Source organism: Rhizobium sp. BK591, from assembly GCF_014195045.1.
GTDB classification, from domain to species: Bacteria; Pseudomonadota; Alphaproteobacteria; order Rhizobiales; family Rhizobiaceae; genus Rhizobium; species Rhizobium anhuiense.
Map to the genome: position 1 here is coordinate 755,080 of NZ_JACIAZ010000003.1, position 24,868 is coordinate 779,947.

The 24,868-nt window shown below is 59.3% G+C and carries 29 protein-coding genes and 1 pseudogene; 16 read left to right on the plus strand and 14 right to left on the minus strand.

What is annotated here, in order from left to right:
• Window positions 1–7: 7 nt before the first annotated feature.
• Window positions 8–700, minus strand: a complete 693-nt coding sequence (locus tag FHX10_RS17030) for a tyrosine-type recombinase/integrase (RefSeq protein ID WP_312862868.1) — start codon at window positions 698–700, stop codon at window positions 8–10.
• Here FHX10_RS17030 and FHX10_RS35180 point away from each other — a divergent pair.
• Window positions 675–781: pseudogene (locus tag FHX10_RS35180) on the plus strand (CopG family transcriptional regulator); the annotation flags it as partial. The gene FHX10_RS17030 and the pseudogene FHX10_RS35180 overlap by 26 nt on opposite strands.
• A gap of 192 nt (window positions 782–973) precedes the next feature.
• Window positions 974–1,531, plus strand: a complete 558-nt coding sequence (locus FHX10_RS17035; RefSeq protein ID WP_179867865.1) for a dihydrofolate reductase family protein — start codon at window positions 974–976, stop codon at window positions 1,529–1,531.
• A 65-nt stretch (window positions 1,532–1,596) separates the two neighbouring features.
• Here FHX10_RS17035 and FHX10_RS17040 read toward each other — a convergent pair whose 3' ends face one another.
• Window positions 1,597–1,938 (minus strand): NIPSNAP family protein, encoded by a 342-nt coding sequence (locus FHX10_RS17040; protein ID WP_097544378.1) that lies wholly within the window; start codon window positions 1,936–1,938, stop codon window positions 1,597–1,599.
• A gap of 398 nt (window positions 1,939–2,336) precedes the next feature.
• Here FHX10_RS17040 and FHX10_RS17045 point away from each other — a divergent pair, with 398 nt between their 5' ends.
• The 3 genes from FHX10_RS17045 (at window position 2,337) to FHX10_RS17055 (ending at window position 3,655) form a co-directional block, all read left to right on the plus strand.
• On the plus strand, window positions 2,337–2,945 hold the full coding sequence (locus tag FHX10_RS17045) for a DUF2026 family protein (RefSeq protein ID WP_047614883.1): 609 nt from the start codon (window positions 2,337–2,339) through the stop codon (window positions 2,943–2,945).
• A gap of 245 nt (window positions 2,946–3,190) precedes the next feature.
• The gene (locus FHX10_RS17050; protein ID WP_047614884.1) at window positions 3,191–3,400 is read left to right on the plus strand and encodes a cold-shock protein; all 210 of its coding nucleotides are present in this window, start codon (window positions 3,191–3,193) and stop codon (window positions 3,398–3,400) included.
• Window positions 3,401–3,475: 75 nt separating this feature from the next.
• Window positions 3,476–3,655 carry a hypothetical protein gene (locus tag FHX10_RS17055; RefSeq protein ID WP_063475497.1) on the plus strand — a complete coding sequence of 60 codons (180 nt, stop codon included), beginning with the start codon at window positions 3,476–3,478 and terminating at the stop codon, window positions 3,653–3,655.
• Between the two features lie 95 nt (window positions 3,656–3,750).
• On the opposite strand, the gene FHX10_RS17060 is transcribed toward FHX10_RS17055, so the two are convergent.
• Both FHX10_RS17060 and FHX10_RS17065 read right to left on the minus strand, forming a co-directional pair.
• A complete protein-coding gene (locus tag FHX10_RS17060) occupies window positions 3,751–4,062 on the minus strand; it encodes a hypothetical protein (protein ID WP_082849734.1) in 312 nt (103 codons plus the stop codon).
• 164 nt (window positions 4,063–4,226) lie between these two features.
• Window positions 4,227–4,655 carry a DUF3597 domain-containing protein gene (locus tag FHX10_RS17065; RefSeq protein ID WP_097544379.1) on the minus strand — a complete coding sequence of 143 codons (429 nt, stop codon included), beginning with the start codon at window positions 4,653–4,655 and terminating at the stop codon, window positions 4,227–4,229.
• Between FHX10_RS17065 and FHX10_RS17070 the strand changes: the two genes are divergently transcribed.
• Together FHX10_RS17070 and FHX10_RS17075 are read left to right on the plus strand one after the other, a co-directional pair.
• Window positions 4,629–4,868 carry a hypothetical protein gene (locus tag FHX10_RS17070; RefSeq protein WP_132574641.1) on the plus strand — a complete coding sequence of 80 codons (240 nt, stop codon included), beginning with the start codon at window positions 4,629–4,631 and terminating at the stop codon, window positions 4,866–4,868. The two genes, FHX10_RS17065 and FHX10_RS17070, sit on opposite strands and share 27 nt — an antisense overlap.
• A 293-nt stretch (window positions 4,869–5,161) precedes the next feature.
• Window positions 5,162–5,833, plus strand: a complete 672-nt coding sequence (locus FHX10_RS17075; RefSeq protein ID WP_179867862.1) for a hypothetical protein — start codon at window positions 5,162–5,164, stop codon at window positions 5,831–5,833.
• Between the two features lie 64 nt (window positions 5,834–5,897).
• Here the strand turns inward: FHX10_RS17075 and FHX10_RS17080 are convergent, their stop codons facing one another.
• The 4 genes from FHX10_RS17080 to FHX10_RS17095 all read right to left on the minus strand — a co-directional run bounded on the left by FHX10_RS17080 (window position 5,898) and on the right by FHX10_RS17095 (window position 10,193).
• The gene (locus FHX10_RS17080) at window positions 5,898–6,671 is read right to left on the minus strand and encodes an amino acid ABC transporter ATP-binding protein (protein ID WP_063475500.1); all 774 of its coding nucleotides are present in this window, start codon (window positions 6,669–6,671) and stop codon (window positions 5,898–5,900) included.
• A gap of 35 nt (window positions 6,672–6,706) precedes the next feature.
• A complete protein-coding gene (locus FHX10_RS17085) occupies window positions 6,707–7,861 on the minus strand; it encodes an amino acid ABC transporter permease (protein ID WP_047614889.1) in 1,155 nt (384 codons plus the stop codon).
• Window position 7,862: 1 nt separating this feature from the next.
• A complete protein-coding gene (locus FHX10_RS17090; protein ID WP_047614891.1) occupies window positions 7,863–9,065 on the minus strand; it encodes an amino acid ABC transporter permease in 1,203 nt (400 codons plus the stop codon).
• Between the two features lie 102 nt (window positions 9,066–9,167).
• Window positions 9,168–10,193, minus strand: a complete 1,026-nt coding sequence (locus FHX10_RS17095) for an amino acid ABC transporter substrate-binding protein (RefSeq protein WP_047614893.1) — start codon at window positions 10,191–10,193, stop codon at window positions 9,168–9,170.
• A 360-nt stretch (window positions 10,194–10,553) separates the two neighbouring features.
• Between FHX10_RS17095 and FHX10_RS17100 the strand changes: the two genes are divergently transcribed.
• Window positions 10,554–11,744 (plus strand): cystathionine beta-lyase, encoded by a 1,191-nt coding sequence (locus FHX10_RS17100; RefSeq protein ID WP_063475501.1) that lies wholly within the window; start codon window positions 10,554–10,556, stop codon window positions 11,742–11,744.
• A 36-nt stretch (window positions 11,745–11,780) separates the two neighbouring features.
• Here FHX10_RS17100 and FHX10_RS17105 read toward each other — a convergent pair whose 3' ends face one another.
• Together FHX10_RS17105 and FHX10_RS17110 are read right to left on the minus strand one after the other, a co-directional pair.
• Window positions 11,781–12,935, minus strand: a complete 1,155-nt coding sequence (locus FHX10_RS17105) for an FAD-dependent monooxygenase (RefSeq protein WP_097623111.1) — start codon at window positions 12,933–12,935, stop codon at window positions 11,781–11,783.
• Window positions 12,936–12,962: 27 nt separating this feature from the next.
• Window positions 12,963–13,208, minus strand: a complete 246-nt coding sequence (locus FHX10_RS17110) for a zinc-finger domain-containing protein (RefSeq protein WP_003539274.1) — start codon at window positions 13,206–13,208, stop codon at window positions 12,963–12,965.
• A 170-nt stretch (window positions 13,209–13,378) separates the two neighbouring features.
• On the opposite strand from FHX10_RS17110, the gene FHX10_RS17115 reads away from it, so the two are divergent.
• The 6 genes from FHX10_RS17115 to clpA all read left to right on the plus strand — a co-directional run bounded on the left by FHX10_RS17115 (window position 13,379) and on the right by clpA (window position 19,346).
• Window positions 13,379–14,164 carry an alpha/beta fold hydrolase gene (locus FHX10_RS17115; protein WP_097623112.1) on the plus strand — a complete coding sequence of 262 codons (786 nt, stop codon included), beginning with the start codon at window positions 13,379–13,381 and terminating at the stop codon, window positions 14,162–14,164.
• 128 nt (window positions 14,165–14,292) lie between these two features.
• Window positions 14,293–15,126 (plus strand): serine O-acetyltransferase, encoded by an 834-nt coding sequence (gene cysE / locus FHX10_RS17120; protein WP_097623113.1) that lies wholly within the window; start codon window positions 14,293–14,295, stop codon window positions 15,124–15,126.
• A gap of 139 nt (window positions 15,127–15,265) precedes the next feature.
• Window positions 15,266–15,469 carry a DUF3126 family protein gene (locus FHX10_RS35470; protein ID WP_010021897.1) on the plus strand — a complete coding sequence of 68 codons (204 nt, stop codon included), beginning with the start codon at window positions 15,266–15,268 and terminating at the stop codon, window positions 15,467–15,469.
• A gap of 272 nt (window positions 15,470–15,741) precedes the next feature.
• Window positions 15,742–16,113 (plus strand): phasin family protein, encoded by a 372-nt coding sequence (locus FHX10_RS17130; RefSeq protein WP_047614944.1) that lies wholly within the window; start codon window positions 15,742–15,744, stop codon window positions 16,111–16,113.
• 379 nt (window positions 16,114–16,492) lie between these two features.
• The gene (gene clpS / locus FHX10_RS17135) at window positions 16,493–16,843 is read left to right on the plus strand and encodes an ATP-dependent Clp protease adapter ClpS (RefSeq protein ID WP_063475503.1); all 351 of its coding nucleotides are present in this window, start codon (window positions 16,493–16,495) and stop codon (window positions 16,841–16,843) included.
• Window positions 16,844–16,853: 10 nt separating this feature from the next.
• The gene (gene clpA, locus FHX10_RS17140) at window positions 16,854–19,346 is read left to right on the plus strand and encodes an ATP-dependent Clp protease ATP-binding subunit ClpA (protein WP_097594576.1); all 2,493 of its coding nucleotides are present in this window, start codon (window positions 16,854–16,856) and stop codon (window positions 19,344–19,346) included.
• Window positions 19,347–19,425: 79 nt separating this feature from the next.
• Here clpA and FHX10_RS17145 read toward each other — a convergent pair whose 3' ends face one another.
• The 4 genes from FHX10_RS17145 to FHX10_RS17160 all read right to left on the minus strand — a co-directional run bounded on the left by FHX10_RS17145 (window position 19,426) and on the right by FHX10_RS17160 (window position 22,571).
• On the minus strand, window positions 19,426–19,857 hold the full coding sequence (locus tag FHX10_RS17145) for an HIT family protein (RefSeq protein ID WP_047614948.1): 432 nt from the start codon (window positions 19,855–19,857) through the stop codon (window positions 19,426–19,428).
• Between the two features lie 153 nt (window positions 19,858–20,010).
• Window positions 20,011–21,201: a GNAT family N-acetyltransferase gene (locus FHX10_RS17150; RefSeq protein ID WP_184389892.1), complete on the minus strand. Its 1,191-nt coding sequence runs from the start codon at window positions 21,199–21,201 to the stop codon at window positions 20,011–20,013.
• 180 nt (window positions 21,202–21,381) lie between these two features.
• Window positions 21,382–22,104 (minus strand): glycerophosphodiester phosphodiesterase, encoded by a 723-nt coding sequence (locus FHX10_RS17155; RefSeq protein WP_047614952.1) that lies wholly within the window; start codon window positions 22,102–22,104, stop codon window positions 21,382–21,384.
• Window positions 22,101–22,571 carry a RidA family protein gene (locus FHX10_RS17160; RefSeq protein WP_047614954.1) on the minus strand — a complete coding sequence of 157 codons (471 nt, stop codon included), beginning with the start codon at window positions 22,569–22,571 and terminating at the stop codon, window positions 22,101–22,103. The genes FHX10_RS17155 and FHX10_RS17160 overlap by 4 nt, the downstream gene beginning before the upstream one ends.
• Window positions 22,572–22,707: 136 nt before the next feature.
• On the opposite strand from FHX10_RS17160, the gene FHX10_RS17165 reads away from it, so the two are divergent.
• Both FHX10_RS17165 and rpsB read left to right on the plus strand, forming a co-directional pair.
• Window positions 22,708–23,544 carry a cell envelope integrity EipB family protein gene (locus FHX10_RS17165; protein ID WP_047614955.1) on the plus strand — a complete coding sequence of 279 codons (837 nt, stop codon included), beginning with the start codon at window positions 22,708–22,710 and terminating at the stop codon, window positions 23,542–23,544.
• Between the two features lie 414 nt (window positions 23,545–23,958).
• Window positions 23,959–24,726 (plus strand): 30S ribosomal protein S2, encoded by a 768-nt coding sequence (gene rpsB, locus FHX10_RS17170; RefSeq protein ID WP_003573382.1) that lies wholly within the window; start codon window positions 23,959–23,961, stop codon window positions 24,724–24,726.
• The last annotated feature ends 142 nt before the right edge of the window (window positions 24,727–24,868 follow it).

Sequence of the window (24,868 nt, forward strand, 5' to 3'; positions counted from 1 at the left end):
TCAATTTTCAAGTATTTGTTTTTGCTTTGTTTTCAGGCGTTAACCCCTCAATGGATTTGGTTTGAGGGGTTAGGCTGTTCTCGTTCAGTTTCGCAGCGCTCGAAATAGCGAGCTTCCGCTTGTCGGCCTTCCGCGTGTAATGGTTGACCATAGAAACGCTTCTCCAGCCAAAACGGGCCTTGAGTTTGCTGTTGCTGTTGCCGCTTTCGACCAGGAGCTGGGCGAGCGTTTTCCTCAGGTCGTGCGCCCGGCCATCCACGCCCGTCTCAGCGCACATTTGACCGAACCAATTCCCGAACGCGGCCGCGCTCTTAAATGGCCGGCCATGAACCGGCGTCACCAGATAAGCCAGATGCTCTTTCTTCACCGCATCGAGAATGGCTCTAAGATCTGGGTGAACAGGAATATAAACCCACTCGTCATTCTTGCCTGCGCGGTACTCGATGATGTTATCTTTGACGTGCTGCGGGCCGATCTGGAAGATGTCCGAGCGGCGCAGGCCAGTGAAAGGCAGCATGTCCATGGCGAGTCGCTCCTGCGAGCCTTCCGGGTGCGTGGCATAGAACTTTTCGACGTCGGCCGCTTCCCAAGGCTTGAAGCCTTCAGTCTTCGCCTTTGGCATTTTCACATCTCGGACGGGATTGTTTTTCACGATACCCGCGTCCACAGCGTAGACGCGCAATGACACGATCAGATTCATAGTCCAGTGGATGGAGAAGAACACCCCTATCTCCCGGTGCACAACCTCGATGAAGACGGCGACGTGGATGGGTCGGCATGAATTTCGATAACCCAAAATCCGTATTCGGGATGTCGGCGTCAGTGTCGCTCGAGCGTCCTTGGGAACATCAAGACAGTCCGCGCGCACTCGGCTTGCCTGAACGAGCTTTTGCATCAATAGCCCACCCCGCGGAGCGAATTCCCACGGCCCCAGTTTGGAAAGAGACCATAGGAGATAACAGTGTCTAAATCAGTGCTCTTCATGTCCATGTCACTGGACGGGTATATCGCGGGGCCTAACGATGAAGTGGGCAATCCCGGCGGCGACGACTTTATGCGGTTGCACGAGTGGTACGGGGATTTTTCCCGGCCGACCGGACCGGTCGGACAATTGTGGGACGAATGGAACGCGCCAGGTGCGATTCTGGCGGGTCGGCGAACCGTGGAGCAGGTCGATCACTGGGGCGGTGACAATCACGGTGTCGCGATCTTCGTACCCAGTCACAGGCCGCCCGGGCCATCCGTCGCGAATTATCCGCTGGTCAAATACGTGAGCGACGGGATCGCGAGCGCAATGGCGCAGGCGAAGGCCGTCGCCGGGGACCGGGACGTGTTGATGCTTGGCGCGTATACGGCGCAACGGGCGCTGGAAGCTGGCGTGCTCGACGAACTGCAAATACACCAGGTTCCAGTCTTGTTCGGAGGTGGCCGCCGAATGTTCGAAGTCTTACCATCGCGCGTCGAGTTGGAGATCGTTCGGGTGATCGATACACCCGAGGCCACGCACATCCGCTACCGCGTCCGCCGCTGAGCCCGCCACCCAGCCGTCATTCGTTGTGGTCGCCAGCATCAAGGCGCGGAGGGACCACGTGGCCGTTATTCCGACGGTTTGGAGAAGCCGCGGTAAAAGCGTGTCGGCTGCAGCAGCGAACTGACGATGTTGGCCACGATCGGCCCATCCGCCTCGCTCTTCGCCTTCGCTTCCCGCCACTCCCGATCGGCGATGAACTCGGCCCATTTCTGCTCGCGCTCCGCCAGCGACCGCCATTCGAGCAGGTAGGTCAGATCGTTGCTGGAAGAACCGATCATCGTCGTCCAGAAGCCGAGTGAGCGGATGCCGAGACGTTCCCAGATCGCCAGCGTTGCGGTCTCGAAACGCTGTTGCAGTGCCGGCAGCCTCTCCGGCAGACATGTATAGATGCGCAATTCGTGGATCATCGGATGCTCCTCATGCTGGATGTCCTTTGGAGCGTCCTCAATCCGCTCTCGGAAATGAAGGGCAGCTTATAAAATTCCATAAGGTAATCAACACTTGCGCGGCGCCCCTCAGATCAAACAATTTTCATTGAAATTACAGCATAATTTCAGAGTTTTGGCATTCCTGCAGGGGTCGCCATTATCTCCCACCGTTTTTGCGGTTCGCAGAATGGCCCACGGCAAGCAGGGGCTGCCGGGAGACTTGATGGTTTTACATGTGCTTCGAACCCGGCCCGGTCGGATTTCGGATCACGCTTGCCACCCGGCCAATCGGCACGGACATCGGTGCGCGTCGTTTACATCGCGGGCGTCGTCGCCTAGTGATTGCGCGAAACCTTAGAGTTTGTGGGTGAACGGCCATGTTGATCAAGCAGAGCGACTACCATCGGATTTACCGCATTATCAATAGCCTGCTCATCAACGAAAATGCCGACCCTGCCACAGCCTGTATGTACTTCAGCACCTTCGGGGCTTTCATCCTCGAACAACACTACAAAATCAAAGCCACGCCTAAGGGCGGGCTTGCTGCTTACAATCTCGGGGGCACGCTCATACTGTTCGCAGACTATCGCGAAGACGGCTATGTGACTGGCGCTGGGGAAAATTTCCACTGCTGGGTGGAGGCGGATGGTTGGGTTATCGATTTCATGGCTCCGGCATTTTCCGAGACTGCCCGAGAGCTTTCGGTGCCTCCGAAAATGTTTCAACGTCCGCTCTCATCAATGGCTTCGTCGATCAACAATCTTGGCCAATCCGGTGATTTCTTTTATCAAGCCGAACCCGAGGCGACTGCCCGGCGTTTCGCAGCCTGGCACAAACACGCGATGATCGGTGATATGGCGACGATCGCCGCGAACTGGTTTCGAAAGTCGCCGAAGCAATTGCTGACGTCGATATCGGTTGCCGATCAAAACGGAAAGCTGAAAAAGGTTCCGCTTTCGGGCAACGCGCTCGTTGGCGCGTGGTGATCGCTCCTGACGTCTTGGCCAAGAGAACGCCGCTATATGTGTTATCCGGGTTGTAACGCCCAACACCGTCACCAGAAACTTGTTTTAAACACATTGCCGGCCTATCGATTCTTCCATCGAAATTGCTTGTCGAGCTTTGGTTCGCGCCTCAGGCGGCCCAGCTGATCTTTCCTTTCAAAATCGATTTCTACGCCGTCCAGCAGTCGCCGGAGGGCGATTGTTTATGCGCTTGAGAGGAGACCGTCATGAACACAGGCACGGTTAAATTCTTTGATCCGACGCGGGGCTTCGGCTTCATTCAGCCGGACAACGGCTCGACCGATATCTTCGTCCATATTTCAGCCGTCGAGCAGGCTGGCATGGCGTCCCTTGATAAGGGGCAGAAGGTTGGCTTCGACGTCATCCAGGATAGCCGTTCCGGCAAAAGCTCCGCCGGCAACATCGTCGCTGCCTGACATGCCGCTGGTCTTTGACCGCGGATGCAGGCGACAGCATTTCGGCTGGGTTTTCCGGCCATTGAGGAGAATGTCATGAGCAAGACCAATGCAGAGGCGCTGTTGCGCAGAGCGCAGCGCCAGGTCGCCAACACCAGTGGCGGCGGTCATCTCGGCGGCACCAACTTCGGTCAGGGCAACGATGCCAAGACCGCGTCCGGGAGCGGCAATCGCCAGACGGGCAAGGGCCGGCCGCCAGGCGGCGCCAAACGCTGACATCTGCCAGCCGTGTTAATACAGCCCCGCCAAATTGGCGGGGTTTGTGTTTCATGCGTGAGACGCTGCGGCAGATTGGAACTGATTAGCTCTTCTTAGCGATCCAGGAAATGATCGAAGTAGACCTGAGGGATGGGGTAGGCGTAGACGCCTCTGTCGACAAAGCTGCGCCTGTAGAGGCAATTTCTGAGCACCGCGTTGTAATCTAGGCTTCGTGGATCCGGCGAGCCGCGTCGCCATGACCCTGCCTCCGGCACGCACCGCTGGAGAGCTTTTTCGTATCGAGCCAGAAGAACCGGGTCGGTATCGACCCGAATGCCGCTGTAGGATTGATAGTTTGAAGGAGATTCTGCGGCCGAAATACAGCCCAAGCTAAGTGCAAGACCAACGACTGCCATCAATCTCATCGGATTTATTCTCCCTGATCGATTTATCGAAGTATCGAGCGGAACGTTATTGGTTCCAGTGCCTGCGGGCAAGGGGACGCCTTGTTTCGCGGTCTGCTCCGGCTGTGATCTCTCTGGCGGCTGGATAGCCGCCGCCATATCATGGCGGCAGCCATTCGCTGCGTTCAATCCAGGAGATCGGCCGGGACCTTGCCGCCATTTTCCGAAAGCCGCTTCATTAGGGCCTTGTGCAGCCACATATTCATTTTTGCGGAATCGTTGGTGTCGCCGGTATAGCCGAGTTCAGCGGCGAGTTCCTTGCGCTCAGTCAGGCTTGCATCCATCCCGACGGCTTTCATCAGGTCCACGATCGAGCGACGCCAATCGAGTTTCTGGCCGCTTTTCTTCACCGCTGCGTCAAGGAGGGGCACGATATCGACTGTGACCGTGGCGGGCTTGCTCTGAGCGGGAGCGGCTGCAGGCGTCGGACTGGGCGCCGCCGACGGTGAGGCAGGCGCTTGCGCCGGCTCTATCTGTTGCGGGCTGACAGCGACGGGTTCGGCTGCTTTCGCCTCTCCGAAGATTGCATGTTTGATCTTGTCGAAAATGCCCATTCTAAACCTCCAGTTCCATTAGATGAGAACATGCTGAAACATGGAATTCCCGCCCGATATATCCAGGCGGAACGGGAGTTATTTTTACCGGTCTCAATCGACGATGGAAAAGCCAAATCCGGGGCAGGGGCAGCCGATCGGCAACTGCAAATGGATCTCGCCGTCAATCGCATCGAGAACGGCGCTTTGCTTGCAGGTTCTGCAACTGCCTGAAGATTGCTGGCGCGATTGCGAGGGAAATGACTTCGTCGGCTCTCCAATCGCCGCCAGACATGGCCGTTTTCGGCACAGTCGGTCGGACAATTCGTATTTCGATAAGCATGTAACATCATTGCCGGCCGCCGGACCGACTTGCCGTGCCGTGTGGCGAAACATTCGCCAACCCTTCACGTTGCTTTGCCATGGACGCCCTGCAGGTTGCAGGCATCCAACGATCGAAGGTACGCGCGTTCCTCGATTTTCGACTGCCGGACAGATCGTTCGGCGAATGGAAACGGAGGAAAACCATGAGTGAGAACCATCATAGAATGTCCTTTGCAGTGCTCGCATCCACCTGCGCATTGCTTGCCATGCCGGCAAGCGATGCGCATGCGATCGATGTCGGCGTGTCGGTGAATGCAGGCAATGCCGTCAGCGCTGATGTCGGGACTTCGCTTGGCGGCGGGCGCGGCGTCAGCGCCGATGCTTCCGTCGGCGGCTCGAACGGCGTCAATGCCGATGCGACTGCCAATGCCGGCGGCGGCCAGGGCATCGATGCCGATGTCAACGCCGGCGTCGGCAACGGTCTCGACGCAAGCGCCAATGCCAGGATCGGCGGCGGACGCGGCGTCAATGCCGATCTCAACGCACGTGCCGGCGGTTCAGATGGGGCCGATGCCAACGCCACGGCCTCGATCGGAGGCGGTAGTGGCGTCGATGCCAATCTCGCCGTCGGTAGGGTAGGCGGGGTGGACGGGGCTGGCGCGGCAAGTGGCGGTGACGGATCCGTGCCTGGCGGCGGTCTCAGCCCGTCGCAGGTCCGCACTCTGGAGGCCTTCCGGGCGAGGCCCGTCAACGAGCAGCGCAAGATGCTTGTCCGTTGCGCCGATATCTCCGCCTCAAGCGGCTCTGCTTCCGGCGGTTCCGATTCCGGTCTTGTCGGTCTCTGCAGTCTGTTGCAGGCGACAGCCTCTCGCTGAACGTAAAAAGACCCGCCGAACCGGAAGGCGCGGCGGGTCCTTTAAAAAGCTTCGGCTCCCAAGCTTAGTGCAGGATCTGGCTGAGGAACAACTTAGTGCGTTCGTGCTGCGGATTGTCGAAGAACTCGGCCGGCGAATTCTGCTCGACGATCTGACCCTGGTCCATGAAGATGACGCGGTTGGCGACCTGACGGGCAAAGCCCATTTCATGGGTGACGCAGAGCATGGTCATGCCTTCCTCGGCAAGGCCCACCATGGTGTCGAGCACTTCCTTGATCATTTCCGGATCGAGCGCCGAGGTCGGCTCATCGAACAGCATGATCTTCGGATTCATGCAGAGCGAGCGGGCGATCGCCACGCGCTGCTGCTGGCCGCCGGAGAGCTGGCCCGGATATTTGTTGGCCTGTTCCGGGATCTTGACCCGCTTCAGGAAGTGCATGGCGATCTCTTCCGCCTGCTTCTTCGGCATCTTGCGCACCCAGATCGGCGCCAGCGTGCAGTTTTCGAGGATCGTCAGGTGCGGGAAGAGATTGAAGTGCTGGAACACCATGCCGACTTCGCGCCTGACCTCGTCGATCTTCTTCAGATCGTTGGTGAGTTCGGTGCCGTCGACGATGATCTTGCCCTTCTGATGCTCTTCCAGACGGTTGATGCAGCGGATCATCGTCGACTTGCCCGAGCCCGACGGCCCGGCGATGACGATGCGCTCGCCGCGCATGACCTTCAGGTTGATGTCGCGCAGCACGTGGAAATCACCGTACCACTTGTTCATGTTGACGATCTCGACCGCCACTTCCGTTGCGGAAACGGTGAGTTTTTTCGCTGGAGCTTCAGCCATGACTATTTTCCCTCATTCTTATCGTTTTAGCGTTCTTATCGTTTGTGGCCGGTATCGAGATGGCGTTCCATGAAGCCTGAATAGCGCGACATGCCGAAGCAGAACAGCCAGAAGATGAAGCCGGCAAAGATCAGGCCGGTGATCGGCGTGACGGCGCTTGCCCAATTGGCATCGGAGAAGTTCAGCTTGACGATACCGAGCAGGTCGAACATGCCGATAATGGTGACCAGCGACGTGTCCTTGAACGTTCCGATGAAGGTGTTCACGATGCTCGGGATGACGAGCTTGATGGCCTGCGGCATGATGATCAGCCGTGTCTTCTGCCAATAACCGAGGCCAAGCGAATCGGCGCCCTCGAACTGTCCCTTCGGGATCGCCTGAAGGCCGCCGCGGATCACTTCAGCCATATAGGCCGAGGTGAAGATCGAAACACCGATCAGCGCCCGGAGTAATTTGTCTACGTTCCAGCCGGTGGGAAGGAAGAGCGGCAGCATGACACTGGCCATGAACAGGACGGTGATCAGCGGAACGCCTCGAATGACCTCGATGAAGGTAACGCAAAGCATCCGGATGACGGGCATCTTCGAGCGGCGCCCCAGCGCAAGCAGAATACCGCAGGGCAGGGAAACGGCAATGCCGACGAAGGACAGGACAAGGGTCACCATCAACCCGCCCCAGAGCGGAGTATCCACCACTTCGAGGCCGAAACCCCCGTGAAGAAGCCAGAAGGCGATGACGGGCAGGACGGCGAACAGAAGAATGGCGTTCAGTCCCTTGCGCGGCGCCGACGGGATCAGCATCGGAACCAGCAGCACAATGAACAGGATCCCGACGATCGCCGGCCTCCAACGCTCGTCGAGCGGATAGCGGCCGAAGATAAACTGATCGTATTTGGCGCTGACGAAGGCCCAGCATGCTCCACTCCAGCCATCAGGCTGGATGCCGCCCTGGATCGTCGTCGCGCAGAATGTGCGGTCCGGGCCGGACCATACGGCCTGGATGAACAGCCAGTTGACCAGTTGCGGCACGGCCCATGCGATCAGCGCAACAGCCAGGATCGTCAGGATTATGTCTTTCGGGGTTGCAAGAAGATTGCGGCGTATCCAGGCGACGGCTCCGCGCTCCCCGGGGGGCGGCGGTTCGGCCGCAAGGATGGACGTTCTGACGAAGGGTTTATCGGCGACCGACATCTTATCTCTCCACCAGTGCCATCTTGGCGTTGAACCAATTCATGAACAGCGACGTGAGAATGCTCAAGCCGAGATAGACGATACCCCAGATGCAAACGATCTCGATCGCTTGACCGCTCTGATTGAGGATTGTGCCGCCGACGGCAACGAGATCCGAAAAACCGATCGCGATGGCGAGGGAGGAGTTCTTGGTCAGATTCAGGTACTGGCTCGTCAGCGGCGGGATGATGATGCGCAGCGCCTGCGGCACCACGACAAGTCTCGTCACGCTCGACGGGTGCAGCCCCAGCGCGCCGGCTGCCTCGGATTGTCCCTTCGCAACGCCGCGAATGCCGCCGCGAACGATCTCGGCGATAAAGGATGCGGTATAGAAGGACAGAGCGAGAAACAGCGACATGAATTCCGGGCCGACGACCGAGCCGCCCGTCAGATTGAATTTACCGGCGATCGGAACATCGAAGGTGAGCGGAAAGCCGGAAGCAATGAAAACCAGCAATGGCAAACCGACGATCAGCGCGATCGACGCCCATACCGTATGGAACGGCTGGCCAGTTGCGGCCTGGCGTTTATGGGCCCAGCGCGCCATGATGATGGTGGCGACAATCGCAATCACCAGGGCGATGCCGACCGCGATCATGCCTGTCTCGAAGATCGGCTTCGGGAAGGCTAGTCCTCTGTTGTTGAGGAACATATTGAACGGCAGCCCCACCGATTCGCGCGGCTGGGGCAGGACGGAGAGAACGCCGAGATACCAGAAGAAGATGACGAGCAGCGGCGGAATGTTGCGGAAGATTTCGACATAGACCGTGCAGAGCTTGGAAATCAGCCAGTTCCGCGACAGCCGGCCGATCCCGATAATGAAACCGATGATGGTCGCCGTGATGATGCCCGTCACCGCCACCAGCAAAGTATTCAGAATGCCGACGAGAAGTGCGCGTGCATAAGTCGAGTCGCTTGAATAGCCGATCAGCGACTGGCCGATTTCGAAACCGGCGCGACCGCTGAGAAAGCCGAAACCAGATGCCGTATTGCTGCGGGCAAGGTTTACGGCCGTGTTATGGGCAACCCACCACACAAACGCCACGAGGGCAACAATTGTCAAAACCTGGAAAAATATGCTCCGGTATTTCGGGTCGTACATTGCCGACCGGAAACTCCAGCCGGTGTTATGCAAAGGTGTCCTATCCACAGCCTCATGCGTCATGCCGCGCCAATCCCCTTGTGCCCGTTTTCGGGCTTTCTTTTTAACTTTTTGGAAGTGGGAAGGCGGCTGGCCGCCTTCCCGGCATTTCATGCTGGTGCTCGATTAACGAACCGGCGGTGCGTACTGGATGCCGCCCTTGTTCCACAGAGCATTCAAGCCGCGTGCGATCTTGAGCGGGCTACCCTGGCCGATATTGCGCTCGAAGATTTCGCCATAGTTGCCGACGCCCTTGATGATATTGGCGGCCCAATCATTGGTCAGGCCGAGATCGGTGCCAATCTTGGTGTCGGCCTCGCTGCCGAGGAAGCGCTTGATGTCCGGGTTCGGCGAGTTCTTCATCTCGTCGACATTTGCCTGGGTGATGCCGAACTCTTCGGCATTGATCAGCGCATAAGCCGTCCAGGAAACGATGTCGAACCACTGATCGTCACCCTGACGGACGGCCGGGCCAAGCGGCTCCTTGGAGATGATCTCAGGAAGGATGACGTGTTCGTCGGGATTCTTGAGCGTCAGACGCAACGAATAGAGACCGGATTGGTCGGTCGTGTAAACGTCGCAACGACCGGCGTCATAGGCCGCGTTGACCTCAGGAAGATTCTCGAAGACGACCGGATTGTACTGCAGATTGTTCGTCTTGAAGTAATCGGCGAGGTTCAGTTCCGTGGTCGTGCCCGACTGTACGCAGACCGCGGCGCCGGAAAGTTCGAGAGCCGACTTCACGTTCAGGCTTTTGCGAACCATGAAGCCCTGACCATCATAATAGGTGACAGGACGGAAGTTGAAGCCGAGTGCGGTGTCGCGGTTGATCGTCCACGTGGTGTTGCGCGAGAGAACATCGATTTCGCCGGACTGAAGGGCAGTAAAGCGCTCCTTCGCGTTTGTCGGCGTGTACTTGACCTTGGTGGGGTCGCCGAAGACAGCCGAGGCGACCGCCTTGCAGAAGTCGACGTCGAAGCCGGCCCAATTGCCGGAAGCGTCAGGTGCGGCAAAGCCGGTAAGGCCGGTATTGACGCCGCACTGAACGAAACCCTTTGCCTTTACATCTTCGAGTGTCGTGGCCGAAGCAGCCGAAGCGCCAAGAGCGAAAACTGCTGCGCCGATTGAGGCCGACAGAAGCTTGTTCTTCATTTTTTTTCCCAACCTTTTCCGTTGTCTTGTATTTTCTTGTGGGAAGTTCCGGCGAAATCTGCCGCCTCCCCATTTGCTCGACACCCTCCCGGCGCGAGTTGTTCTATCACAGTCGCAAATGTCACCATGGTCAAGTGTCGCGGTCAATAATTGCGGCAAATTTCAGCATTTTGGCAGATTGCGCCGCGTTGATGGGCACTTGGTTATGAAATAGGCGGCTAGTTGCGGAAAATTAACGCGAAATCGTGAGTTCCGCCGCTTTGGTCCGTCGCTGGCGATCCATCTCCAAGGGGTTGACCGGATATTACGGGGCGTCCAAAAGTCTGGTTTCGCGACCCTTCGCCAAAGGCTATTTCCGACATGAAAGACAAAGACAGCTTGCTGCAGAATGCCGGCATCAACACCCGCCTGACCCATATCGGCAACGACCCCTTCGACTATCACGGCTTCGTCAATCCCCCGGTCGTGCACGCCTCGACGGTGTTGTTTCCGAATGCGCAGGTGATGAAGACACACGCGCAGAAATACACTTACGGGACGCGCGGCACGCCGACGACCGATGCGCTCTGCGAGGCGATTGACGCGCTCGAAGGGTCAGCCGGCACGATCCTCGTGCCCTCGGGTCTCGCGGCCGTCACCATTCCGTTCCTGGGCTTTTCCGCCGCCGGCGATCATGCGCTTGTCGTCGATTCGGTCTACGGTCCGACCCGGCATTTCTGCGATACGATGCTGAAGCGTCTCGGCGTCGAGGTGGAATATTACGATCCGACGATCGGCGCCGGCATCGAGGCGTTGTTTCGGCCGAATACCAAGATCGTCCACACCGAGGCTCCCGGCTCCAACACTTTCGAAATGCAGGACATTCCGGCGATATCGGCCGTTGCGCACCGCCTTGGCGCCATCGTCATGATGGACAATACCTGGGCGACGCCGCTCTATTTCAGGCCGCTCGATCACGGCGTCGACATCTCCATCCATGCGGCGACGAAATATCCGTCCGGCCATTCCGATATTCTGCTCGGAACGGTTTCGGCCAATGCCGAGCACTGGGAGCGGCTGAAGGAATCGAACGGCGTGCTCGGCATCTGCGGCGCACCCGATGATGCCTACCAGATCCTGCGCGGATTGCGCACCATGGGCCTGCGCCTCGAGCGGCATTATGAAAGCGCGCTTGATATCGCCGAATGGCTGGAGGGCAGGGAGGACGTCGCCCGCGTGTTGCATCCGGCCCTGCCGAGTTTCCCCTCTCACCATCTTTGGAAGCGCGATTTCAAGGGCGCCAGCGGCATCTTTTCCTTCGTGCTTGCGGCCGACAGCCCCGAGAAATTCACGGCAAAGGCGCATGCCTTCCTTGATGCGCTGAGGATTTTTGGGCTCGGCTATTCCTGGGGCGGCTTTGAAAGCCTCGCCTTGCACGCCCATCTCAACGATCGCAAGGTCGCCAAGGCCCCGCCGGATGGCCCTGTCATCCGCCTGCAGATTGGCATCGAGGATGTGGCCGACCTCAAGGCCGATATCGAGCGGGGTTTTGCTGCTGCAAGTGCCGTCTGAGCGGCATCGCCGGGCGATGCTGCCGCTTGCAGCGCTCTATGGCAACTGCACGGACCGATAGCCGTAGATCCAGTCGAGATCCGCCGCCAGGCTTTGCGGCGGCTTGAGGCCGAGCACGAGATCGCGGCCGATCCGGATCGGCCCTTTCGCATGATAGGCAAACCGGTTGAAGGCGCCACGCTGGCGAAGTTTCGCGATACGCGGCGCCCGATGTCTTTCGAACAGCGCCAGTGCTTCCGACACGGGATGGTTCGAGAGAAAGGCGGCGAGTTCATAGGCGTCTTCGATCGCCATCGCCGCTCCCTGGGCGGCAAAAGGCATCATCGCATGCGCGGCGTCGCCGATCAGAATCGTCTTTCGGCCGTCCTGCCAAGCGCCTGATGTGGTTTCGAACAGCGGCCAGAACGTCAGCTTCGGGTGTTTTTCGAGCAGCGAGACGATTGCGGCGTTCCAGCCGGCAAGCCGCGTCCGCAGTTGCGTGCGCTGTTCGGCCGTCGGCTCGCTTTGCCAGGCCTGCGGTGCGATGTTGCCGGCGGTGATCGCCACCATGTTGAAGCTGCCGGTCTCCTTCAGCGGATAGCAGACGAGATGCGCCGAACCGCCGAGGAAAGCCGAAACGCTTGCCCGGTCGAGGAAAGCGGGCGCTTCATCCTCGGTTATCGTGAAGCGGTAGGCGATATTGCCGGAAAAGCGCGGCGAGGGGCTGCCCGGAACGGATTGCCGCAGCTTCGACCAGACACCATCCGCACCGATCACGACATCGGCGGTCTGCTCGAAAGGCGGCAGCGTCGATTCCATCCGCACACCCAGATGAAGCCGGCAGAGCGGGTCGGCCGCGACTGCAGCCAGAAGGGCTTTCTGCAATGTGGTGCGGTGCAGGACGCCATAGGGCGCGCCCCAGCGTTGCCGCGCGAATTTGCCCGCCGGCACCGCCGCGAGTTGGCGCAGTGAACTGCCCGATATCAGCCGGATCGCGTCCGGCTCGAGCCAGAGCTTCGACAGGCCTTCAAGAATACCGAGTTCGGCAAGGATGCGCGAGGCGTTCGGCGAGATCTGCAATCCGGCGCCGATGTCGGCGAGTTCGCCCGCCTGCTCGAAAATCTCCGAGCTGATACCCCGGCGCGAAAGCGCAAGGGCGGCTGTCAGCCCTGAGATCCCCGCGCCGATGATGGCGGCATGTTCGACCGGCATGGTTCGCCCGATCCGGATCTGGACCGACTACGCCGCCTTCACGTGGAAAACGCAGCCGGCCGGATTGGTCTGGCTGGGCTTGAGCGCCGAATTGAAGCGGTAGAGCGTCGAGCAGTAGGAACAGACTTTTTCGTTGTCGTCGCCCATGTCGATGAAGATGTGCGGATGATCGAAGGGAGCCGAAGCGCCGGTGCACATGAATTCCTTGACGCCGACTTCGATAACGCGGTGACCGCCGTCGTTCTGGAAGTGGGGAATGTTGTGGCCGGCCATGTCGCTCTCCGAATGCTTTGAAATGTGCGCGAACCTTATAAGTCTTCGCCGCAAATGTGTAGAGCCAAAGCGCCGCGCCAGTCACAGTTTTCGGGCACAGTTTTCAGCCACAGTTTTTGGCTTCACGATAAAAGGCGGCTCGATTATGGTCGCGCCAAAAGGAAGACCCGATGAACCTGAATACGCCCGCATTTTCAAGCTTCACCCATGACGGATTGCAGCTCGCCTTCTTCGATGAGGGCGATCCGGCCGGTGTCCCCGTCTTGTTGATCCACGGCTTTGCCTCGACGGCAAACGTCAACTGGGTGCATCCGGGCTGGCTGAAGACGCTGGGTGATGCCGGTTACCGGGTGATCGCCATCGACAATCGCGGCCATGGTGCAAGCGACAAGCCGCACGATGCCGAAGCCTATCGTCCCTGGGTCATGGCCGGCGATGCGATCGCGTTGCTCGATCATCTCGGCATCCCCGAAGCCAATGTCATGGGCTATTCGATGGGGGCGCGCATTTCCGTCTTTGCCGCACTTGCCAATCCGCATCGCGTCCGTTCGCTGGTGCTCGGTGGCCTCGGCATCGGCATGACCGACGGTGTCGGCGACTGGGACCCGATCGCCGATGCGCTGCTGGCGCCCTCGCTGGAGGCGGTGACGCATAGCCGCGGTCGCATGTTCCGCGCCTTCGCCGAGCAGACGAAGAGTGACCGCACTGCCCTTGCCGTCTGCATCCGCGGCTCACGCGATCTCGTCGCCCGTTCTGACATGGCCAAGCTCGACATGCCAACGCTGATCGGCGTCGGCACCAAGGACGATATCGCCGGCTCACCGCAGGAATTGGCGGCGCTGATGCCCAATGCCGAAGCACTCGATATTCCGGGCCGCGATCATATGCTCGCCGTCGGCGACAGGGTTTTCAAGCAGGCGGTGCTGGCCTTCTATGCAAGGGTCGCTCATCGCTGACATCATCGTGATGGCGAAAAACCATGCTAAAAAACCATGGCGACGGCACCCATTTATGTTATTGGCGTTTTCCTCTATATATTGGCATTCCGAAAACGGCATTCCGGCTGGCAACGAGGAGAGCGGCGATGGTCGCAAAGACTGACATCCGTGCTTTTGACACAGGCCATCCCGTGAAGGTGATGGATCCCATCTGGGACAGCCTGCGCGAGGAAGCCCGGCTCGCCGCCGAACGGGACCCCGTTCTCGCCGCCTTCCTCTATTCGACGGTGATCAACTACCATTCGCTCGAGGAATGCGTCATCCACCGCATCTGCGAACGTCTCGATCACCCCGACATGCAGGCGAACCTGCTTCGCCAGACCTTTGAGGAGATGCTCCTCGACTGGCCGGAATGGAGCTCCATTCTGCGCGTCGATATCCAGGCCATCTACGACCGCGATCCCGCCTGCCTGCGCTTCATGGAGGCGGTGCTCTATTTCAAGGGCTTCCACGCGCTGCAGACGCATCGACTGGCCCATTGGCTGCTGAACCGCAGCCGGCGTGATTTCGCGCTCTATCTGCAGAGCCGCTCCTCCAGCGTCTTCCAGACCGACATCAATCCCGCCGCCCGTATCGGCAAGGGCATTTTCCTCGATCACGCCACCGGCCTCGTCGTCGGCGAGACGGCCGTTATCGGCGACAACGTCTCGATCCTGCACGGCGTGACACTCGGCGGCACCGGCAAAGAGGGCGCTGACCGCCATCCGAAGATCGGCAGCGGCGTCATGATCGGCGCCGGCGCGAAGATCCTCGGCAATATCGAGATCGGCTACTGCTCACGCGTCGCCGCCGGTTCCGTCGTATTGAAGGCGGTGCCGCCCAAGAAGACGGTCGCGGGCGTGCCGGCCAAGGTTGTCGGCGAAGCCGGTTGTTCGGAGCCGTCGCGCAACATGGATCAGGTAATCGGCGCTGATATCTGAGCGCCTGTTGGATAAAGGATAGGAACAGTCGGCGGAGCCTGAGCGGGGACAGAATCGCCAAGCGGCAACCCTTGCCTTTACACCGCTGCTTTTCCTGTGCAAGAAGCGGCCAATCAAGACTGCTTACGGAGATGACAGAGTGAAGCCAGAAGAAATCAAGAAGCTCGACGCCTATTTCAAACGCATGTTCAACCCGCAGATCATCGTCAAGGCGCGTCCGCGCAAGAATGATTCTGCGGAAGTCTATCTCGGCGAAGAATTTCTGGGCGTCGTCTATATCGATGACGAGGACGGCGACCGCTCCTACAACTTTTCGATGGCGATCCTCGACGTCGATCTCTGATCGTTCTCGAAAACTTCAAGGGACCGGGCGGCGCGATCCGCCCGGTCTTTTTTTGTTTTTTTGTTGCCGAGTCAAAATTTTTTTAAAGCCTCCGGTTGTGTCTTTGTGATATATATTAGCAAAATCAACTAAAGACGTACGTGCCCCGGCGCGCATGCTTTGTTATCTTTTTGTAATGCAACCTTCGGATGTTTTGCAGCGCACAAGACTACTTGACTATTTGTGCATTGCAGCTACCCTGCCGCCAGCCACAGCCCAACGGAGGATGCCTCATGTTCAACTTTGACGATGCCAACAAAAAGAGCAAGGAAGCCGTCGACACGGCGCTGAAAACCTATTCCGAGACGGCCAAGGGCTTTCAGGCGATCGCCGCCGAAGCCGCTGAATATTCGAAGAAATCCTTCCAGGATGCGGTGACGCACTTCGAAACGCTGGCCGGCGCCAAGAGCTTCGAGGCAGCTTTCGAGCTGCAGACGAGCTATGTCAAGTCGTACTATGAGAACCTTGTCTCCGAGACGACGAAGCTCGGCGAGATGTATGCCGATCTCGCCAAGTCCGCTTACAAGCCCTACGAGGCTCCGATCGCCGCTGCCGTCGCCAAGGCCACCAAGTCGGCGCCGGCGGCGACATCAGCCGCCGCGTGAATTGATTATCCCGGCGCAACCTGCGCTACATATTGAAATATGAGGACCGGCTACGCATCTGTGGCCGGTCTTTTTGTTTCCACTTTCGCTGCAGCGCTTCCATGGAATGGGCTAAGGCGCGGCGCAATCTTTTAGATTCGCTCTTCGCGCTTCAGGTCTTTGTTTTTAGGCATGTCGTTGCCGCAAAACCGCTGCACGGTTTGCGCGACATGCTTTGGGGACTTTTTTGGTCTTTCCCGTGCATGCCGGCCATTTCTTGATTGCAGTGACTGACAGGGGGCTTAAAATCAGCCTATTATGAACTAAGTTAGTGTTTCAGATATTCGGCGGGAAAAGCACCCTCCCATGCTCCGCCGGATTGCTTGAGGAATGAATGACAATGATCGCAACGCCGATCCGGATGCAGAACGACAGCGAAAGGAACGGGGACAACGCAAATCGAACCTCGGTCATCACACGCACTAAGCCGAAGACCAAGAAGCCCAATCTTTATCGTGTGCTGCTTTTGAATGACGACTACACTCCCATGGAATTCGTCATCCATATTCTGGAGCGTTTTTTTCAGAAGGATCGTGAAAGTGCCACCCGCATCATGCTCCATGTCCATAACCACGGCGTCGGCGAATGCGGAATATTCACATACGAGGTAGCGGAAACGAAGGTCAGCCAGGTGATGGACTTCGCCCGGCAGCACCAGCATCCGCTGCAATGCGTCATGGAAAAGAAGTGAGGATCTGAACGTGCCAACATTTTCGCCTAGTTTAGAGAAGGCGCTCCATCAGGCACTGACCTTTGCCAACGAGCGGCACCACGAATATGCGACGCTCGAGCATCTGCTGCTCGCCCTGATCGACGATGCCGATGCGGCCGCGGTCATGGGCGCCTGCAATGTCGATCTCGACGCGCTGCGCAAGACGCTCGTCGAATATGTCGATAATGAACTGTCCAATCTGATCACCGGTTATGACGAGGATTCGAAGCCGACCTCCGGCTTCCAGCGCGTCATCCAACGTGCCGTCATCCATGTGCAATCCTCCGGCCGCGAAGAGGTGACCGGCGCCAACGTGCTCGTCGCGATCTTCGCCGAGCGTGAGAGCCATGCTGCCTATTTCCTGCAGGAGCAGGAGATGACCCGCTACGACGCTGTCAACTACATCTCCCATGGCATCGGCAAGCGGCCTGGCGCTTCGGAGGCTCGCCCGCCGCGCGGCGCCGAGGACGAAGCCGAAAGCAGCAAGCCGACGGCGCGCGGCGGCGAAGAAGAGGGCGGCCCCAAGAAGCAGCAGGATGCGCTGAAAGCCTATTGCGTCAATCTCAACGAGAAGGCCAAGGGCGGCAAGATCGATCCGCTGATCGGCCGTCACGCCGAGGTGAGCCGCACCATCCAGATCCTGTGCCGTCGTTCGAAGAACAATCCGCTCTACGTCGGTGATCCCGGCGTCGGCAAGACGGCGATCGCCGAAGGCCTTGCCAAGCGCATCGTCGAAGGCAAGGTTCCGGAAGCGCTCGCCGATGCGACGATCTTCTCGCTCGACATGGGCACGCTGCTCGCCGGCACGCGCTACCGCGGCGATTTCGAAGAACGCCTGAAGCAGGTCGTCAAGGAACTGGAAGAATATCCGGGCGCCGTGCTCTTCATCGATGAGATCCACACGGTGATCGGCGCCGGCGCCACCTCGGGCGGCGCGATGGATGCCTCGAACCTCCTGAAGCCGGCCCTGTCATCGGGCGCGATCCGCTGCATCGGTTCGACCACCTACAAGGAATATCGCCAGTTCTTCGAGAAGGACCGGGCGCTGGTGCGTCGTTTCCAGAAGATCGACGTCAGCGAACCGTCGATCGATGATGCAATCGAAATCATGAAGGGCCTGAAGCCCTATTTCGAAGAGTATCACCATCTGCGTTATTCGAACGACGCCATCAAGTCGGCCGTCGAATTGTCGGCCCGCTACATCTCCGACCGCAAGCTGCCCGACAAGGCGATCGACGTGATCGACGAAACGGGTGCGGCCCAGATGCTGCTGCCGCCGTCGAAGCGCCGCAAGCTGATCACTGAAAAGGAGATCGAGGCGACGGTCGCGACGATGGCGCGTATTCCGCCGAAGACCGTCTCCAAGGACGACGAAGCCGTGCTCGCCAATCTCGAGCAGGAACTGCGGTCGGTCGTCTATGGCCAGGATATCGCGATCGAAGCTCTTTCGACGTCGATCAAGCTGGCGCGCGCCGGTCTTCGCGAACCGAACAAGCCGATCGGCGCCTATGTCTTCTCCGGTCCGACCGGCGTCGGCAAGACCGAGGTGGCAAAGCAGCTGGCCTCGTCGCTCGGCGTCGAACTCCTGCGCTTCGACATGTCGGAATATATGGAGCGGCACACGGTTTCGCGTCTGCTCGGCGCACCTCCCGGCTATGTCGGCTTCGACCAGGGCGGTCTTCTCACCGATGGCGTCGACCAGCACCCGCATTGCGTGGTCCTGCTCGACGAAATCGAGAAGGCGCATCCGGATATCTACAATATCCTGCTGCAGGTCATGGACCACGGCACGCTGACCGACCATAACGGCAAGAAGATCGACTTCCGCAACGTCATCCTGATCATGACGACCAATGCGGGCGCTTCCGAAATGGCCAAGGCGGCGATCGGCTTCGGCTCGTCCAAGCGCACCGGCGAGGACGAGGAGGCGCTGACCCGCCTCTTCACGCCGGAGTTCCGCAACCGTCTCGACGCGATCATTCCCTTCGCGGCGCTGCCGACGGCCGTTATCCACAAGGTCGTGCAGAAGTTCATCATGCAGCTGGAGGCCCAGCTTTCCGAAAGGAACGTCACCTTCGACCTGCATGAGGACGCGATCGCCTGGCTTTCGGAAAAGGGTTACGACGAGAAGATGGGCGCCCGCCCGCTTGCCCGTGTCATCCAGGACACGATCAAGAAGCCGCTTGCCAACGAGATCCTCTTCGGCAAGCTGAAGAAGGGCGGCGTCGTCAACGTCACCGTCGGCCCGAAGGAAGACGGCAAGCCCGGCATCGTGCTGGAAGCCATTCCGGATACGGCGCCGATCAAGCCGAAGCCGGAAGCTGAGGTCGTGCATCCCGAAGCCGGCGATGAGGGGGATGGCGAGCTGAAGACGAAGCCGGCTCCCAAGGCTCGCGCCAAGACCGTGCCGCAGGCCGAGCCTGAAGTCCGCGACGCTCCGAAGAAGGGAAGCACGGTTCCGAAGGTTCCGCGCAAGAAGTGAGCTTTCGTCCCACCAAATTGGAAACGGCCGCGTCTTACACGCGGCCTTTTTCGTTTCTGGGCATCGCCAGGGATCGATGTTACGCCAGTGCCGCCCTGATCTTTTCGGCATGGGCGGCAAGCATGGCGCCATCCTCCATCTTGCCGGAATGCGGCTTGAGCGCAGCACCCTCATGGCGCGGGATGACGTGGAAATGCAGATGAAACACCGTTTGCCCGGCGGCCGGTTCGTTGAACTGGGCGATGAAGACGCCGTCGGCATCGAAGACGTCCTTGACCGCAATGGCGACCTTCTGGACGACTGATATCGCGTGGGCGAGGGTCGCTGGATCGGCATCGAGGATATTGCGCGACGCCGGTTTGGGAACGACGAGCACGTGGCCCGGCGCCTGGGGCATCACATCCATGAAGGCGATCGTGTGCGCGTCCTCGTAGATCCGGTGTGAGGGGATTTCGCCGCGCAGGATCTTGGCGAAGATATTGTTGTCGTCATAGTCGGCCGGGTCGGTCATCGCGAAATCTCCTCGGTTCCTACCGCGCCGCGCGTCTTTTCTGACGCCCAAAGGACGCTGTAGCATTTTAAATTACTGCATAACTCCTTAAATCGATTCCGATTTATGGAGCTATGCAGGGGTTGATCGGGTAACGCGCCCGGCAGGGCAGCGTCAATCCTCCTGCAGGCGCTCGCCCTTGCGGAAAGGACTGTGCTCACTCAGCACCTCGCTCATATGCTCGACATCGGCGCGCTCGCGCGCGAGATAGTCGCCGATTGCCCGGCGAAGGCCGGCATGGGCGACGTAGTGGGCCGAATGCGTCGTCACAGGGAGGTAACCGCGGGCAAGCTTGTGTTCGCCTTGCGCTCCGGCTTCGACGTGCTTCAGCCCTTTCGAAAGGGCGAAGTCGATCGCCTGGTGGTAGCACACCTCGAAATGCAGGAAGGGATGATCCTCGATGCAGCCCCAGTGACGACCATAGAGCGTATCGCCGCCGATGAAGTTGATTGCGCCGGCGACATAACGCCCGTCGCGCTTGGCCATGACGAGCAGGATGTCATCGGCCATGCGCTCGCCGATCAGCGAGTAGAATTTGCGGGTGAGGTAGGGCCGGCCCCATTTGCGGCCGCCGGTATCCATGTAGAATTTGAAGAACTGGTCCCAGATGCGCTCCGTCAGGTCGCGGCCGGTCAGCCAGTCGATGCTGATGCCGTTTTCGAGCGCGGCGCGGCGCTCCTTGCGCAACGCCTTGCGTTTGCGCGAGGCGAGCGTTTCGAGAAACGCCTCGTGATTGGCATAGCCGTCATTGATGAAATGGAATTGCTGGTCGGTGCGGTGCAGATAGCCGTCCATCTCGAAAACGCCGATCTCCTCGTCCGGCACGAAGGTGATATGGGCCGAGGAGATGCCGAGCCGGCGCACGACCTCCTTCAGACTTTCGGCGATGGCGCTCTGGATCGGCAGCCGCTGCAGCCCCTCGGCGACAAGAAGACGCGGACCTGTCGCCGGCGTGAACGGAATGGAGCACTGAAGTTTGGGGTAATAACGCCCGCCGGCCCGTTCGAAGGCGTCGGCCCAGCCATGATCGAAGACATATTCGCCCTGGCTGTGGTTCTTGAGATAGCCGGGCAGGGCGCCGATCAGCTCGCCGCGATCGGTTTCGAGCAGCAGGTGGTGGCCGAGCCAGCCGGTCTCGGCGCTGGCTGAACCGGATTCCTCCAGCGACGACAAAAAGGCGTGCGAAACGAAGGGGTTGTAGGCAAGCGTGGCGCAAGTCTTCGAGGCCCCGGAAAGCCTGGACCAGCTCTCCGGGGAAATCGCGGTGAAGGAGCGTTCTACGCGAATGGACAGTTCATCAGTCATGGAGCAAATGCGAAGCCTGTGGGAGGATGGTTTCGGCTCTGCCTTACAGCGCCACGCGTCTTTCAGACGCGCAAAGGACGCTGTAACGCTTTGAGTTGCTGCACAATTTTATCCTTAAATCGATTCCGATCTAAGGAATTATGTGGCAGTTTGCGCATGATCTTGGCCAAAAAGCGAGCGTCAAACCGCCACGCGCGGATCGAAGCCTTCGAAAGTCATCTGGTCTGCGTTTGCGAATGTACGCCGGCGCGCCTCTTCGTCACGCACCGTCCAGGTAATGACGGGAATGCCCTTTTCGCGTTGACTTGTGATGAAGGCATTCGGCAGCTCGTCATAATAATAGGAGATGAAATCGAGACCGATCTCCATCGCCTTCGCATGCGTCTTGAACTCCTCCGGCGTGTTGCCGTTGGCCGTCAGCCCGAGCGGGTAGGGTGAGCCAAGCGCCTTCAGATCGCGCAGCAGCCAGTGGTCGAAGCTCATCAGCGCCACCTTGCCCTCATAGTTTTCGAGCACTTCGAGAACGGCTTCGGCAAAACCCTCGTCATCGGCCTCGCGACCCTTGAGCTCCAGCACCAGCGGCACCTTGCCCTCGACGAGGTCAAGGAGCTGGCGCAACGTCGGCACCTTGTCGCTGGTCCCGCCGACGGCGATCAGGCCAAGCTCCCGCGACGTGCGCTCACGGATGTCGCCGTTGAGATTGCACAGGCGCTGCAGGTCCTCGTCGTGAAAGATGACCGGCACGCCGTCGGAGGCGTAATGCAGGTCGCATTCGATCGCAAAGCCCGCTTCGACGGCACGCGAAAAGGCCGAAAGCGTGTTTTCCCAGACATGCTTGTTGAGGTCGTGATAGCCGCGATGGGCGACCGGCACGTCCTTGATCCAGGCAGCATTGGTGGTCATTCGGCGATTTCCATGATAGCATCTATCTCGACGGCGGCGTTCAGCGGCAGGGCAGCCATGCCGACGGCGGCGCGCGCATGTTTGCCGGCCTCGCCGAGTACGCCGGCAATCAGGTTCGAAGCGCCATTGATGACGAGATGCTGCTCGACGAAGTCGGGCGCCGAGGCGACGAAGCCGTTCAGTTTGATGACGCGCCGGATACGGCCGAGATCGCCGCCAAGTGCCGCCTTCGCCTGGGCGAGGATGTTGATGGCGCAGAGTTCGGCGCCGCGCTGGCCGCCCGCAACGTCGACGGTCTTGCCGAGATGGCCCGTGACGGCGACCTTGCCGCCTTCGAGCGGCAGCTGGCCGGAGATGTAGAGAAGATTGCCGCTGATGACATAGGGAACGTAATTTGCAGCAGGTGCTGCGGCTTCGGGCAGGGTTATCCCCATCTCAGTCAGGCGTGCAGCAATTTCATCGGACATTTTCGTCTCCGCTTTTGTTGTCAATTCTTCAAAAATTATGCATCAAGACTAGAATCTTTAATATGACAGGTTCGAGCCTCGATTTGGCCGAAAGCGTTCTTATAACATCGCGACCGAGTCCAACAGGAGTTAATGAATGTTCCGATCGAGTCTTGTCGCTCTGCTTCTCGCCAGCGTTTCCGCCAATGCATGGGCGGCTGCGCCCGCGGTAAGCGCTGCGATCGCGACCGGCCTCGTCGCACATCGCGCGGTCTACGATCTGGAATTGAAGGACGCTTCGGACCGCTCCGGCATCGCCGGCATGTATGGTCGGATGGTCTATGAGTTCGACGGCAGCTATTGCCAGGGCTTCACGACCAACTTCCGCTTCGTCACGCAGATCGATACCGGCGACAGCGTGCGCGTCAGCGACCAGCAGACGAAGACCTTCGAGAACCTGAAGGATGGCAAGTTCACCTTCGACACCAAATCCTTCACCGACGACCAGCTCGATAAGGAGGTCAACGGTGCCGCGCAGGATCAGCCCGACGGTGTCAAGGTCGATCTCAAGCAGCCGTCGAGCCGCGAACTGCAGCTTGCCGAAAGCCGTTTTCCCACGGAACATATGCTCGACGTCATCCAGAACGCCAAGGACGGCAAGCGCTTCTTCGAGGCGCGCGTCTTCGACGGTTCCGATGACGGCGACAAATCGCTGGTGACGACGACGATCGTCGGCAAGCAGGAGACGCCGATTGCCGAGGAGGCCGATGCCGGGAATGCCGGCGCCTTCTCCAAGACCGCCTTCTGGCCGGTGACGATCGCCTATTTCAACGAGAATGCGAAATCGGATGCTTTGCCGGTCTACCGCATGTCGTTCAAGCTCTATGAGAACGGCATCACCCGCGACCTGACGATGGATTACGGCGATTTCGTCCTGACCGGCAAGCTTGCCAAGCTGGAGTTGCTCGAACGCAAGGCCGAGGTCTGCAAGTAGACGCAGGCTTTTGAAAAAACCACGGTCGGGTGATCGGCGACGATCAAATCGTCCACGCACCGCCCTGATCTGCAAGGGTGATGCGATCCTTGCAGCAAAGCTGTTGGCAGGGCACCTGCATCCAAATTGATGTCTGTCGCAGGTCTCGCGCTGGCGAGTTGAACGGCGGCGTTCGCAGAAGCCGACAGTTATCCTTTTCATTTTTTCCCGCATCGATACGCGGTGCCGGGTTAATGGGTCGGTTTTTTCGGCATAAGCCTTGCTTTTGCGCCAAATCGAATGTATGGGCACCGGCATTCCACACGTAAGGCATGGGATCGTCCGGGAGAAATCCGGGCTGTTCCGCCCGGTGGCATCCTCGAAGAGGGTGCTGTTCGCCTTGCGGAGGTTCAACCGGAAAAGGAGTAACAAGGCATGGCATTGCCTGATTTTTCTATGCGCCAGCTTCTCGAGGCAGGCGTCCACTTCGGCCACCAGACGCATCGCTGGAACCCGAAGATGAAACCGTACATCTTCGGCGATCGCAACAACATTCACATCATCGATCTGGCCCAGACCGTTCCGATGCTGTCGCGCGCCCTTCAGGTCGTCAGCGACACCGTTGCCCGCGGCGGCCGCGTTCTCTTCGTCGGCACCAAGCGCCAGGCGTCTGAGATCATCGCCGACAGCGCCAAGCGTTCGGCCCAGTATTACGTCAACTCGCGCTGGCTCGGCGGCATGATGACGAACTGGAAGACGATCTCCAACTCGATCCAGCGCCTGCGCAAGCTCGACGAGATCCTGAACGGCGAAGCCCAGGGCTTCACCAAGAAGGAACGCCTGAACCTCGAGCGCGAGCGTGAAAAGCTCGACAAGGCTCTCGGCGGTATCCGCGATATGGGCGGCACCCCCGACCTGATGTTCATCATCGACACCAACAAGGAAAAGATCGCGATCGACGAAGCCAAGCGCCTCGGCATCCCGGTTGTGGCCATTATCGACTCGAACTGCGATCCGGACCTGATCGACTATCCGATCCCGGGTAACGACGACGCATCGCGCGCCATCGCTCTTTACTGCGAGCTGATCTCCCGCGCCGCCATCGACGGTATTGCGCGTCAGCAGAGCTCTTCCGGCCGCGATCTCGGCGCATCCTCCGAGGTTCCGGTCGAGCCGGCTCTCGAGGAAGCAGCCGAAGGCTGATGAAGGCGGGCGGATCGAAAGCTCCGCCAAAGCTTACAGAGACTGGGAAAGGCCGCTCGCGACTCATCGAAGTTCGGCGGCCTTGCCTGTTTCAGGGCGAGGGCGTCAGGCTCTTCGCCAGACTAAGTTTCGGTATGGCGCG